Genomic DNA, 13,014 nt, shown 5'->3' with positions numbered 1-13,014 from the left:
GAAATAGATGAGCGAACATATTTTACAGGTTTCTGACGACAGTTTTGAGACTGACGTGTTAAAAGCAGAAGCACCAGTACTGGTAGACTTCTGGGCAGAGTGGTGTGGCCCATGTAAAATGATCGCCCCTATTCTGGATGACGTTGCGACAGAATACGCTGGCAAAGTGACAGTTGCTAAGGTCAATATCGACCAAAACCCAAATACACCACCTAAATTTGGTATCCGTGGTATTCCAACTCTGCTGCTGTTTAAAAATGGCCAGGTTGCAGCAACCAAGGTTGGCGCGCTGTCAAAAACCCAGTTAAAGCAGTTCCTGGATAGCAATATCTAAATTTGGATGGAAAAGGCGTATTTTTGTACGCCTTTTTCTATTGTCTGCTGGACGCAGTGATAATCAGCTGCTATTGTGTGCAATAGCAAAAGTCCTGAACCACGCTTGTCTGTCGAAAAAACCAACTTCAATCCCTTATTTTTATCGAACCGATAAGCTTTTACTCTGTTTTTACCAACAAGAACCCATCAAATATGCATTTAACAGAACTGAAACTGAAGCCAATTAGCGAACTGGTTGAGCTAGCTGAGTCTATGGGCCAGGAAAATATGGCTCGTCTGCGTAAGCAAGATATCATTTTCGCTATCCTGAAAGCTCACGCCAAAAATGGTGAAGAAATTTACGGTGACGGCGTGCTGGAAATCCTGCAAGACGGCTTCGGTTTTCTACGTTCCTCTGACAGCTCTTATTTGGCCGGCCCGGACGATATCTACGTCTCACCGAGTCAGATCCGTCGTTTTAACTTACGCACCGGCGACAGTATTTCTGGTTTAATTCGTCCACCCAAAGAAGGCGAGCGTTATTTCGCGCTGTTAAAAGTCAGCGAAGTGAACTTTGGTAAACCAGAGCAGGCCCGTAATAAGATCCTGTTTGAAAACTTAACGCCGCTGCATGCCAATTCACGCCTGCGGATGGAGCGGGGTAATGGCAGCCGTGAAGATATCACGGCCCGGGTATTAGATCTGGCAGCACCGATTGGCCGTGGCCAGCGCGGCTTGATTGTGGCCCCGCCGAAAGCCGGTAAAACGATTTTGCTGCAAAATATTGCGCAATCGATCGCCGCCAATCACCCCGAATGTGTGCTGATGGTGCTGTTGATTGACGAACGTCCGGAAGAAGTCACCGAGATGCAGCGCTTGGTAAAAGGTGAAGTGGTTGCCTCAACGTTTGATGAACCAGCCAGCCGTCACGTCCAGGTGGCGGAGATGGTGATTGAAAAAGCCAAGCGCTTGGTTGAACACAAAAAAGATGTGATTATCCTGCTCGACTCCATTACCCGTTTAGCCCGTGCTTATAACACCGTGATCCCAAGCTCCGGCAAGGTATTAACCGGTGGTGTGGATGCCAACGCCCTGCATAAACCAAAACGCTTCTTCGGTGCTGCCCGTAATGTCGAAGAAGGTGGCAGCCTGACCATTATCGCGACGGCGTTGGTTGATACCGGCTCGAAAATGGATGAGGTTATCTACGAGGAGTTTAAAGGTACCGGTAATATGGAATTACACCTGTCGCGCAAAATTGCTGAGCGCCGCGTATTCCCTGCTATCGACTTTAACCGCTCTGGTACCCGTCGTGAAGAGTTATTGGCGTCACCGGAAGAGCTGCAAAAAATGTGGATTTTACGCAAGATCCTCAACCCGATGGATGAGACAGATTGCATGGAATTCCTGATCGATAAATTGTCGATGACCAAAACCAACGATGAGTTTTTCGACGCGATGAAGCGGCAGAAATCTTAATTCTGTCAGCTACAAAAAACCGGCTTAAGGCCGGTTTTTTTCTGCCATTTGTTGCTGGATTTCGCTAAATTTCGCCGACAGCACCTGCTTTGCATTATCGTCCAACCAATAAAACAGCACGTCTTTGAAGTCAGGCGCTAACCAGATTTGTGGCAATACCTGATTAATATCGGCTATAAGCTGTTTTCCCAGCTCCGTTTGACTGCAAGTGATATAAGATACTGAATCAGCCGACGCGCCTTGCAACGCGGCGCTTTCGATCTCTGCTGTTTGCTGCAGCTCGCGTTGATAAAATTGCATCCGTTCCGGATACTCAACCACATAATCAACACGCTTAGAAATCAGTAAGGCGGCAGCATTGAGTTCGCTGGTAAATTCGGTTTTGATTAAGTGGTTAGCCGTGTTCGCTAAGATCGGTTGCATCACCTGCGGATAATAACGATTGGGCTGGTAGGCGCCTAATAACTTCTCATCCTGGACCAGCTTCTTGATATCAATTTGCAGAGAATCATTAACATAGGCGGCGACCCGACTACCGCGGACATAGTTTATTGAAAAGCCCGGCCCAACCGCCATCGGTAATGAATAATAGCGGTTGCTGGCTCGCTCCGCTGTATATAAGGAGCCGGTGATACAAACCGTTTCCCGCGGCTGCTGGAAAAACACTTCGACGCGCCCAAGGCTAATTAGCCGATCCTGATGGCTATATTGCGGCAATAACGCCGTCACCCGTTGCTGTAGCACATCGAAAGTTCCCTGACCGCGCATAGGGCCTTCCACAATTTGATGTGGCGCCCAATCCGTTTGCAGCCAGATCACCGTCGGACGCTCTGGCAGCGAGAGCCCCATCAGCAACGATAAAACCAAACCCTGATACACAGAAAATCCCTCTTAGCTGCCAACATAAACTTAGCCTATCACCTGATGAATAAGCGGCGTTGGCTGAAAACCCTCAAACCGGCAAGCTGCCAGATATTCCGCCTGTGCTACAGCGGCAGCCTCGCTAGTCGCTGCATGCACCATCGCAATCGGCTCGCCGGCGCTAACCTTAGTGCCCGCGGCAACAATGTTGCTAAAACCCACTGCCGGATCAATTTGTTGCGCCGGGTGTGAGCGACCGCCGCCCAAACGTACCACCGCCATCCCTAAGCCAACGGTGTCAGTATAGACCAGTTTACCCGTTTGTGGAGCCAGTACCGGAACAACCACCGGCGCCTGCGCCAGATAGTTATCAGGCCGCTCCAGTAAATCTGCCGGCCCTCCCAAGGCACTGACCATTTTGGCAAAGATTTCAGCGGCTTTACCACTGCTCAGACTATTTTCCAGCGCAGCGATGGCGGCGGCCTTATCCTGATAGCGTTTACCGAGCAGCAGCATATTGGCACCCAACTCCAGCGTCAGCTGGTGTAACCGTGGTTCGCGGTATTTACCGGTCAGATAATCCAGCGTTTCCACCACTTCCAGCGCATTACCGGCGGTGGTACCGAGGATCTGATTCATATCAGTAATCAGCGCCCGGGTGGCGACACCGGCGCCAGTTGCCGTGTTAACAATACTGTGGGCTAAGGCACTGGCATCCTGTGCCGTGGCCATAATGGCACCGTTACCGACTTTGACATCCATCACCAGTGCATCCAGCCCTTCGGACAGCTTTTTCGATAAAATCGAGGCGGTAATCAGTGGAATGGATTCCACTGTCGCCGTCACATCGCGAATCCCATAGAGCCGGCGATCGGCCGGCGCTAGTTCACTGCTCTGGCCGACAATGACACAGCCCAGCTCAGGTAACAGCTGGCGAATTTTCGTCAGGGGTTGCGTACAGCTATAGCCCGGTATAGCTTCCAGTTTATCGACGGTACCACCGGTGTGCCCGAGGCCGCGCCCGGCAATACTGGGCATAAAGGCGCCACAGGCCGCAACCATCGGCGCCAGCATCAGGGTCACCTTGTCACCGACACCGCCAGTACTGTGTTTATCCACCACCGGACCATTCAGGCCCGGCCATTGTAATACAGTACCGGAGTCGCGCATGGCCAGCGTCAGTGCTACCGTTTCCGGTACCGTCATGCCATTTAAATAAATCGCCATCGCCAGCGCCGCAGCCTGGCTATCGCTAAAGCTGTCGTCGGTCAGCCCCTGCACAAACTGCCGGATCTCGGCTTCGTTTAACACGCCACCATTGCGTTTACGTTTAATAATTTCCTGTGGAATGGCCATTTAAACATCCTTTTCAATTTTTGTGCTGGCTGCCAGATAGGTTGGCGTAAACGCATCCGGCAATAATTGCTGCAAACTCCAGCTCTGTTGCTGGCCTAAATGATTACAACTGGCGATCGGACTGTCTGGTAAAAAGAATTCGGCGATCACCTGCCGGCAAATACCACAGGGCGGTGTAAGTTTCGTTTGCGGGGTATATACCATTAACGCCTGAAAGCGGCGTTGGCCGGCCACCACGGCGGCGGCGATGGCATTGCGCTCGGCGCAGACCGTACCGCCGTAAGAGGCGTTTTCAACATTACAGCCGGTGAAGATCTGACCATTTTCGGCCAGTACTGCCACACCAACCGGAAACTGACTATAGGGCGCATAAGCCTGCGCGGCGGCATCTTTGGCAGCCTGTTGCAGGGCTGCCCAATCGAGTTGTTTCACTATTTGAAACCCGGTTAACCAATGGGCATATAGTGTTGCCGCGAATCCGTTGCCGGTCAAGCCCTGCTTACGCGTGCCGCCAGTAGTCGACAAAACACGAGCAGGGTCAGCAATAACCAGAAACTGGCCAGTGGCACCAGCCAGAACGCATTAACGATGCCGGCTTGTTCGGCCCAAAGCCCGGTTAGGAGTCCGGCAAACTGGAAACCAACCGCACTGCCAATGCTGGCAATACCGGACAGTACCGGGCCATTGTCACTATCCAGATCCATCACTGTGGCCAGCATCAATGGGAAAATAGCGCCAATCCCCAGACCCAGCAATAAATTTCCTACCCCGAGCAGCGCAACTGTCGCTCCCAGCTTTACCAACAAAGCACCACTGACGGTCAGGATACCTAACAACAGTAACAACTGGCTTGCCGTTAGCCAACGCAGCAAGAGCGCAAAGCCCAGCCGGCTCAGCACCATACCGCCGGTAAACCAGGCCAGCAGTAACCGGCTTTGCTCAGCCTGTAAACCGAGGCCGGTTACCGCATAGCTGACAAACCAGTTACCCTGGCCCCACTCCGCCGCGCCATAACCAATCATCACCAGTAGTAGCAGTAAAAACAGTGGCTGGCGTAATAATGCCGTGTAAGACAAACTTCTGGCGCCGCTGCGTGCCGGCTGCGCCAAAGCCGGTAATCTTGAAGCCGCCCAATAGCTGTAACAGGCAATAACAACCAGGCCAACAGCAAGGATCCGTAGCGGCCAGCGCCAGTCATCCAGGTAGCGGAACAGCAGTACTACCCACAGGGGCGCGGTAAGGGTGCCAAGACTAAACATAAAGTCCATCAGCCCCATCATCGCCGCCCTGCGGTTAGCAAATAAGCGGGCGATCAGCGTATGACCAATGGTAAACATAATGGAATAGGTCATGCCAATCAGAGTGATCAGCAGCAGTAAATAGCGCCAGTCGTTAACCAGCGAGATCAGTAGTAACCAACAGGCGGACAACAGCGCCAGTGCCGCGAATAGCTTTAAAAACTGAAACTTCTGCGCATACTTACCGCCCAGCACGGCACCGAGTATGGTGCCAGCCGACATCAGACTAAAGAACAGACCGCTAAGGCTTTTCGATAGCGCCAGCTCTGCCGCCAAATCAGGCAGCAGCAAGCCCCACAGGATAATCAGGTTACCGAGGATAAAGAAACCGCTAAAGATCACGGCAGTCGGTGCAGCACGCGACATCGCTAAACTCCCTGTGCCAGCTTACCGCAGCTGCGGTTTGGCACTAACGTAATTCGAAAGCATCGGCATCCAGCGCCGCAGGAAACTGCTGCCGGAACTGCTGTAACGCCGCCAGATCGGCCTCGGCATAAAGGATGCCGCTCTGCTCAGGCGCCAGCTCAGCCAGCGGCTGGCCCAGATAATCGACAATCAGGCTATCGCCGCGGTAATTAAGACCATTAGCATCCTGCCCTACCCGGTTGCAGCCAAATACATAGGCCTGATTTTCAATCGCCCGGGCCTGCAACAATAACCACCAGGCGCGGCTGCGCGACGCCGGCCAGTTTGCGACATAGATTATGGCATCATAATCGCCAAGGTTGCGGCTAAATACCGGAAAGCGCAGGTCATAACAGACCTGCAATAAGATACGCCAACCTTGCCAGTTAACAATGACCCGCTGCTGTCCGGCCGCATAAGCCTGATGCTCACCGGCCATGCGGAATAAATGGCGTTTATCATAGGACTGTACCGCACCATCCGGGGTGACAAAATACAGCCGGTTCACATAGTGACCGTCAGCGGTGCGAACCGCCAGCGAGCCGGCAATGGCGCTTTGAAAGTGCGCCGCCTGCTGCTTAAGCCAGTTTAGGGCCGGCCCGGGCTCATGCTCGGCGATACGGGCACTGTCCATACTAAAACCACTGGCAAACATTTCCGGCAATACCAGCAAGTCTGCGGCCGGGGCGGCGGCCAGTTGCCGCGACAGCGCCTGCAGGTTAGCCGCAGTATCCTGCCATACCAGTTCGGTTTGCAGCATCGCTACCCTTAGCTTGGGTGCCATCACAGCCGGCATAACACCTCCGCGGCCTGAGCCAGTGTCGTATCCTGCTTGGCAAAACACAGCCGGATTATCCGTGCATTGGACCCATGCTGATAAAATACCGACAGCGGGATCGCCGCCACTTTATGCTCGATGGTCAGATAACGGCAAAAACTGAGGTCATCCAGCTCTGGCGCAATGGCGCTATAGTCCAGCAGCTGAAAATAAGTACCCTGACAAGGTAACAAGCTGAAACGACTAGCGCTTAACGCCTGGCGGAACTGATCGCGCTTGTGCTGGTAAAACGCCGCCAGCTCGGTCACCTGCTGCGGCTGTTCGCGCAGCATCTCGGCGATCGCATATTGCGCCGGCGTAAAACTGGAGAAGGTGACATACTGATGAATTTTCCGAAACTCTGTCATCAGCGCGGCTGGCGCCACCGCATAACCGAGTTTCCAGCCGGTAACATGAAAGGTTTTACCAAAGGATGACACAATAACCGAACGTGCCGCCAGTTCCGCAAAACAATTCGCGCTCAGCCGCGGCGCCGCATCGTACACCATATGCTCGTAAACTTCGTCACTAAGACAATACAGGCCATGCTGGGTAACCAAGTGCTGCAAGGCCAGCCAGTCTGCATGGCTAAATACCATTCCGGTTGGATTATGCGGGCTATTGACGATAATCAACTTGGTACGCGGCGTGAGCCGTGTCGCCACCTGCTGCCAGTCAACCCGATAATCCGGCGCCTCTAAACGCAAATGCACCGGTACACCACCGGCCAACTGAATAGCCGGGCTATAGCTGTCGTATGCCGGGTCAAACAGGAGTACCTCGTCACCCGGCTGCACCAGCATCTGGATCGCGACAAATAAGGCCTCAGTGGCGCCGCTGGTGACGATGATCTCACGGCTCTCATCCAGAGTTCGGCCATAACAGCGTGCGGTCAGGGCCGCAATTTGCTGCAGTAACAAGGGAACACCCGGCATCGGCGCATATTGGTTTAAGCCAGCACTACTGTGCCTGGCCAGCGCGGCCAAAAGCTGGCTATCGGCAGCAAAATCGGGAAAACCCTGTGATAAATTAATGGCTTGCTGCTCTGCCGCTAACTGCGACATCTGACTGAAGATGGTGGTGCCCACCGCGGGTAACTTGGAAACTATCGACATAAGGGCTGAAAAAGTTGCGAAAACCGGCATCAATGCTATCATTTGGCAGGTTTCAAGTATAGACATCTAAACGCTCAAGCGTATAAACGCCTTAATGGTTATAATATTTAACCGCGTCAGGCAATAAATAGCGACGAATCGCAGCGAATAACCAGGTCAGTAGCATGAATAATACAGCCCATGTGCATCAGCTTAACCCGAACGCCATTGCGCTCTGCAGCCTTGGCCGCTGGATCGCCAGCCGGCATTGGGTGCCCGCCACCGGCGGTAATTTCTCCATTCGTCAGGGCGAAAACAGCGCCCTGGTCACCGCCTCCGGCAAAGATAAAGGCGAACTCAGCCCGCAAGATCTGCTGCCGGTAAGCTGGCAGGATGAACAGCTGTCCAGTCCGCACGGAACGCCATCAGCAGAAACCGCCTTGCACGCCGAATTGTACCGGCTGGATCCGGCCATTAAAGCAGTGCTGCATACCCACTCAGTACATGCCACCGTATTTTCGCGTCTGGTGCAGGCCGACAGCTATCTGTTTAGCGGCTACGAGATGCAAAAAGCCATCACCGGCATTAAAAGTCACCAGCAGTTATTGCCACTGGCGGTATTTGATAATACGCAGGATATCCCGGCCCTGGCGAAACAGCTGCGCCAACGCTGGCAGCAAAAACCCTTGCCGTTTGCACTGCTGGTACGCGGCCATGGTCTTTATGCCTGGGGCCACAGCCTGGAGCAGGCAAAAAGGCATTTGGAGGGTTGGGAATTTCTTATACACTGCGAACTGGAACGTATTAAATTAACAGGCTTACCGTGAACTACCGCGCCATTATTACCGATATTGAAGGCACCACCAGCCGCATCAGCTTTGTCACCGACATCTTGTTTCCGTATGCCAAAGCGCATTTACCGGCCTTTATTCAGCGTGAGCAACAGCAGCCGGCGGTGGCAGCAGAACTGGATGCCATCCGGCGCCTGCTGGGCCAGCCGGCCGCCAGCACCGACGACTGTATTGCCGCCCTGCTGGACTGGATCGCTGCCGATAAAAAACTGACACCGCTAAAAACTCTGCAAGGCATGGTTTGGCAGCATGGTTATCAGCAAGGCCATTTTCAGGGCCATATTTATCCGGATGCCGCCGCGCAACTGCGCCACTGGCAACAGCAGGGCATCCAACTTTATGTATACAGCTCCGGCTCAGTGCAGGCGCAACAGCTGCTGTTCCAGTACAGCGAGGCAGGTGATCTGCGGCCGCTGTTCAGCGGCTACTTTGATACCCGCATCGGCGCTAAGCAGGAGATCGCCAGCTATGCGGCTATCCTGCAGCATTTACAGCTACCGCCCAATCAGGTGCTGTTTTTATCCGATGTAGCTGCCGAGCTCGACGCCGCCGCCAAGCTTGGCATTGCCACAGTGCAACTGATCCGGGAGCAGCAAGCGCCCAGCCAGCACCAGCGGGCCGAAAATTTTTATCAGATTGAGGTGCAATAAGAGGTGGAAAGTTAGATGAGCCGTTTACAAATCTTCGACCTGAGCCAGCCCCAGCAAGCGCGATTTAGCAGTAGCGACGCCGCTGAGATCGCCGCGAAATTGCAGCAACAGGGCATTCGCTTTGAACAATGGCAAGCCGCAGCGCCAATCAGCGCCGGCAGCAGTAGCGAACAGGTGCTCTCAGCCTATGCCGCCGATATCAGCCGACTAAAAGCAGAGCAAGGCTATCAGACCGTGGACGTGATTTCGCTGCACCCGGCGCATCCGGATAAGGACGCGCTACGGCAGAAGTTTCTGGATGAGCATATCCATAGCGAAGATGAAGTGCGGTTTTTTGTCCGTGGTCAGGGCTTGTTCTGCCTGCATTTAGGTGAGCAGGTCTATCAGGTGTTGTGCCAGCAGAATGATCTGATCAGTGTGCCGGCCAATACCCCGCATTGGTTTGATATGGGCAGCGCCCCGGATTTTACCGCTATCCGGCTGTTTAATAACCCGGCGGGTTGGGTGGCGCACTTTACCGGCACCACTCTGGCCCGACAATTTCCGCTGTTAGATTAGGCGATAAGCCGCCACCAGACACCATTTTGCCGCAGTAAGATGCTGCAAAATGGTGCAACATTGATAAAAGGGCTAGATAAGCTAGCTTAACCAACTGAAAGTAAATCACTTTTAATTATGGTTTAGCTCTTGCAGTAATTTTGTCATACTAGTTTCCTATACTTCGCGTTGATGCTGATACCCGGGTAAGTTGATATGTCTTTGCAAACACCGCTGCGAGGCTTGCGCTGTTTCTGTGTTGCCGCAGAATGCCTTAGCTTTAAAGAAACGGCGAAACAGCTGTACCTGACGCCGTCTGCGGTAAGTCATCAGATCAAACAGCTGGAAGATAACCTGAACCTGAGTTTATTTGAGCGCAAAACCCGCGCCATTGAATTAACCGAAAGCGGTAAACAGTTTTATCACGCCATTAAGCCGCTGTTGGAGCAACTTAGCCAAACCATTAACCAGTTTAGCCAGGTAGAGCGCACCAAAGAAGTCAGTATCTCGATGCCGGAGTTCTTTGCCAGTGAGCTCTTTGTCCCGCGCTTGCGCGGCTGGTCGGAACAATATCCGAATATAAACCTGACGCTGGAAACGGTGAAATCACGGCGCGACAGCCCGAAATATACCGATGTGTCGGTAGTGCTATCCGGCAAAAAGCCGCAGGATGTGCTGTCTTACGATCTGTTCCCCATTAGCTATATACCGGCCTGTAACCCGAGTTTGTTTCAAAAGCTGCATGGCAAAGGCTACCGGGTGCTGGAGAAAACACCGCTGATCCTGCATCAGGCGCGGCCCACAGCCTGGCACCAATGGGCAGAGCGGGTCGGTTATCATCAGTTTCAACCGAAACAAATTATTCAACTGGACAGTATGTTTAGCGTAGCCCGGGCGGCGCAGCAAGGTCTGGGGGTGGCGCTGATCCCGATGCCGATCAGCCACGCCTGGTTTAGCAGCGGCGCCCTGGTCAAGCTGTTTGAACAGGATTTACTAAGCCGCGACCGTTACTATCTGGTGCAGCATAATGAGGATCCGGAGCGGCCGGAAATTAAGCTGTTAATAGACTGGGTACTGCAAAGCTTTAATACCCCGGAAGTAGCGCTGCAACCCGCGAGCTAACGGCATTTTCCGCCACTTTTCACTGAAGCAAAGTTCCGCCTCCATAGATGAATTTTTTTAACCTGTCAGGTGTTTTTTTATCGTTTGTACAGCTGTTTGGTACGGCTTATAGTTAACCCGTGTTCGAGATTCGAATACAGCGGTTAAAGTTGTTGAAGGGTGTAACCTACCCTTACCTGTCTACCTTGTCTTAGCCCGATTGAATAAATCGGGCCTTTTTTTGTCTACTAGCACCGCAAACCGGCTTTATTGTTGCAAGGCTTACTGCCCTGCGCCTTTGTCTTCTGCGGGAGCGACAAACACGGCAGTTAAATACCGCACCGTCATATCATCGCGGATTGCATACAGAAAATTTTCATACAGCACAGTTTTCGGCACTGGACCATATTGTCTGGAATCCCGGCTTTGGTTAGTGTTATCCCCTAACACAAAATATTCATCCGCGGCGAGTTGCAGCTTACGGTACTCTCTTTGACACTGCGCAGCGTTTTCAAATCGAAAACCCACCCAATTATTAACCTGCTGATAGGCAATATCATTGACGTATACCAAGCCGTCGCAGATGGTAATCCGATCTCCCGGTACGCCATGAATTCTCTTTATCATGCTCTTACCATCAATTTCCGCTCTTACCATCACACCAGCCTGAAATGAAAGCGCAAAGGTCCGGCCAATAACCAGATCTCCTTTTGTTACCAACGGCAGGGCAGATGGACCTGATGCCTTGCCAAGGACGTAACCGATAGCCCCGGTAGCCATAAAGATGACCAGCAACAGAACCGCAGAGATATAATAGCCAATACCAGCCAAAATATTTTTGCGTAAGGCAAAAGCAATACCCTGCGCAGCGAGCAAAGCGATCCCCAGGTAACTCCAGCTTTGCAGCTGCTGTGGGCTATCGCCGAGCTGAAACAGCCGCAAACTCAGCAAAAACCCAAACCAAATTAGGATATTTAAAATAAAGAAATGCTGCGTACGACTTTTTCTAAACAAGCTAACTCCTTTAGCTAAAAAGACCTATCTCAATTAGCAACACAAGCTCACGACCAAAGCAGCGAGTTAATATAATAACTTAGCACCAAAGAAATCGCGGCTAAAATGGCTGGTAAAGCCGCTGCTAACATATTTTTCCAACCCTTGTCATATTCAGGCAGCGGGGCGAATAATTTCACGCCAAGGCGTCGTTTGATCAGCCAGGCCAAGCTGAAACTGATAACGACAATCAATGCAAACAGGGTGAACAATTCCATTGCATTCCTCCATTCCCTCTAAGCTCAGCATGCGGATTATGGCTTAGTTGTACCCTGTTGTAAGCCATAGCTGCGCTAATTCCGGGCTAATCCGACAGATAATACTCAACTGTGGTCACTACGCGTACCTTTTTAATATGGGGTGTATTGGCATCCCGGTCGCTAATCGAAAACTGCCCCTGCGACGCGGTTTTGATTTTGCCCAGCTGGCTTTGTGAATCCTGCGCAAATTTTAACGCCACTTCGCGCGCTTGCTTGGTCGCTTCCTCAATCATCTGTGGCTTTAGCTCATTCAGTGCCGTAAAGCTATATTCCACCCGGTTCTGGTAAGGATCCTGATTAAAGACAATACCCTGACGTCCCAGTTGCCCGATAGCACTGATTAAGCCGCGGATCTTTGCCACATCCTTACTGTAAACCGTTAGCGTCTGGCTGGCGATATAGCGAAACTCCGCCCGATCGCCTTCACCATACTGCTGCGCCTTTTTATCAATCACATTAGGCGCGGCACGGCTGATGGCACTGGCCTCGACACCGCCCTGTTGCAAAAACGCCGTAATTAGGCCGCTTTGCTGCTCCAGGGTTTCAAATAAGCTGCCCAGCTGATTATCGGCCACCGTAAACTGGATCGGCCAAATTACGGTATCGGCTGCCACTTCCTGCTCGGCCAGGCCTTTTACATTGACCACCCGCTCATATTCTTTAAATTTTACCGCCATTTGCTGCACCAGAAATCCCAGTGCCGCCAGCCCGAGTATCAGGCTAAAACCCAGTATTGTTGCTGCCTTGCTTTGCATCTTCATTCTCCTTATTGCTAGGGCGTGTTGACGTTTTCTGCTTAGATTTTGTTCGCACTGGCGGCGCTTTGATCGCGAAACGNGGAGCGCAGTTTAGTATTCTAAATAAGTGACGAGTGACAAAGAGCAAAGCGCCGCCAGCGCGAACCCTTACGGGCAGCGTTTGGCTGGCGTTTCACTGC

General features: G+C 52.3%; 15 protein-coding genes. 6 read left to right on the top strand and 9 right to left on the bottom strand.

Annotation, left to right across the window (positions count from 1 at the left end; genetic code table 11):
- Positions 1 to 7 precede the first annotated feature (7 nt).
- Both trxA and rho read left to right on the top strand, forming a co-directional pair.
- Positions 8 to 334 carry a thioredoxin TrxA gene (gene trxA, locus AGRI_RS11650; protein ID WP_008609714.1) on the top strand — a complete coding sequence of 109 codons (327 nt, stop codon included), beginning with the start codon at positions 8 to 10 and terminating at the stop codon, positions 332 to 334.
- 194 nt (positions 335 to 528) lie between these two features.
- Positions 529 to 1,794 carry a transcription termination factor Rho gene (gene rho, locus AGRI_RS11645; RefSeq protein WP_008609715.1) on the top strand — a complete coding sequence of 422 codons (1,266 nt, stop codon included), beginning with the start codon at positions 529 to 531 and terminating at the stop codon, positions 1,792 to 1,794.
- A gap of 24 nt (positions 1,795 to 1,818) precedes the next feature.
- On the opposite strand, the gene AGRI_RS11640 is transcribed toward rho, so the two are convergent.
- The 6 genes from AGRI_RS11640 to AGRI_RS11615 are packed head-to-tail and all read right to left on the bottom strand — an operon-like array spanning position 1,819 to position 7,676.
- Positions 1,819 to 2,673, bottom strand: a complete 855-nt coding sequence (locus AGRI_RS11640) for a hypothetical protein (protein WP_008985134.1) — start codon at positions 2,671 to 2,673, stop codon at positions 1,819 to 1,821.
- Positions 2,674 to 2,703: 30 nt separating this feature from the next.
- Entirely contained in the window at positions 2,704 to 4,011 is a 1,308-nt protein-coding gene (gene deoA / locus AGRI_RS11635) for a thymidine phosphorylase (RefSeq protein ID WP_008985133.1), read from the bottom strand.
- The gene (locus tag AGRI_RS11630; protein ID WP_008950703.1) at positions 4,012 to 4,443 is read right to left on the bottom strand and encodes a cytidine deaminase; all 432 of its coding nucleotides are present in this window, start codon (positions 4,441 to 4,443) and stop codon (positions 4,012 to 4,014) included.
- 56 nt (positions 4,444 to 4,499) lie between these two features.
- Positions 4,500 to 5,675, bottom strand: a complete 1,176-nt coding sequence (locus AGRI_RS11625) for an MFS transporter (RefSeq protein WP_008985131.1) — start codon at positions 5,673 to 5,675, stop codon at positions 4,500 to 4,502.
- 43 nt (positions 5,676 to 5,718) lie between these two features.
- Complete coding sequence (locus AGRI_RS11620) at positions 5,719 to 6,510, bottom strand: amidohydrolase (RefSeq protein WP_008985130.1); 792 nt, start codon at positions 6,508 to 6,510, stop codon at positions 5,719 to 5,721.
- Positions 6,498 to 7,676 (bottom strand): methionine aminotransferase, encoded by a 1,179-nt coding sequence (locus AGRI_RS11615; RefSeq protein WP_008985129.1) that lies wholly within the window; start codon positions 7,674 to 7,676, stop codon positions 6,498 to 6,500. The genes AGRI_RS11620 and AGRI_RS11615 overlap by 13 nt, the downstream gene beginning before the upstream one ends.
- Before the next feature lie 134 nt (positions 7,677 to 7,810).
- On the opposite strand from AGRI_RS11615, the gene AGRI_RS11610 reads away from it, so the two are divergent.
- From AGRI_RS11610 to AGRI_RS11595, 4 genes are all read left to right on the top strand, one after another.
- Entirely contained in the window at positions 7,811 to 8,452 is a 642-nt protein-coding gene (locus AGRI_RS11610) for a methylthioribulose 1-phosphate dehydratase (RefSeq protein ID WP_008985128.1), read from the top strand.
- Positions 8,449 to 9,126, top strand: coding sequence for an acireductone synthase (gene mtnC / locus AGRI_RS11605; protein WP_008985127.1), 678 nt, complete (start codon positions 8,449 to 8,451; stop codon positions 9,124 to 9,126). Before AGRI_RS11610 ends, mtnC begins: the two co-directional genes overlap by 4 nt.
- A 15-nt stretch (positions 9,127 to 9,141) precedes the next feature.
- Positions 9,142 to 9,684, top strand: a complete 543-nt coding sequence (locus AGRI_RS11600; protein WP_008985126.1) for a 1,2-dihydroxy-3-keto-5-methylthiopentene dioxygenase — start codon at positions 9,142 to 9,144, stop codon at positions 9,682 to 9,684.
- 195 nt (positions 9,685 to 9,879) lie between these two features.
- Entirely contained in the window at positions 9,880 to 10,785 is a 906-nt protein-coding gene (locus AGRI_RS11595; protein WP_008609725.1) for a LysR substrate-binding domain-containing protein, read from the top strand.
- A 261-nt stretch (positions 10,786 to 11,046) separates the two neighbouring features.
- Here AGRI_RS11595 and lepB read toward each other — a convergent pair whose 3' ends face one another.
- The 3 genes from lepB to AGRI_RS11580 form a co-directional block, all read right to left on the bottom strand.
- Positions 11,047 to 11,778, bottom strand: a complete 732-nt coding sequence (gene lepB, locus AGRI_RS11590; RefSeq protein WP_008985125.1) for a signal peptidase I — start codon at positions 11,776 to 11,778, stop codon at positions 11,047 to 11,049.
- Positions 11,779 to 11,825: 47 nt separating this feature from the next.
- Entirely contained in the window at positions 11,826 to 12,035 is a 210-nt protein-coding gene (locus tag AGRI_RS11585) for a hypothetical protein (protein WP_008950694.1), read from the bottom strand.
- Positions 12,036 to 12,121: 86 nt separating this feature from the next.
- Complete coding sequence (locus AGRI_RS11580) at positions 12,122 to 12,832, bottom strand: SIMPL domain-containing protein (RefSeq protein WP_008985124.1); 711 nt, start codon at positions 12,830 to 12,832, stop codon at positions 12,122 to 12,124.
- Positions 12,833 to 13,014: the final 182 nt, after the last annotated feature.

The organism is Alishewanella agri BL06 (assembly GCF_000272005.1).
GTDB lineage: Bacteria > Pseudomonadota > Gammaproteobacteria > Enterobacterales > Alteromonadaceae > Alishewanella > Alishewanella agri.
Note: the sequence above shows the minus strand (reverse complement) of the source record. Positions and strands in the feature narration are given on the sequence as shown.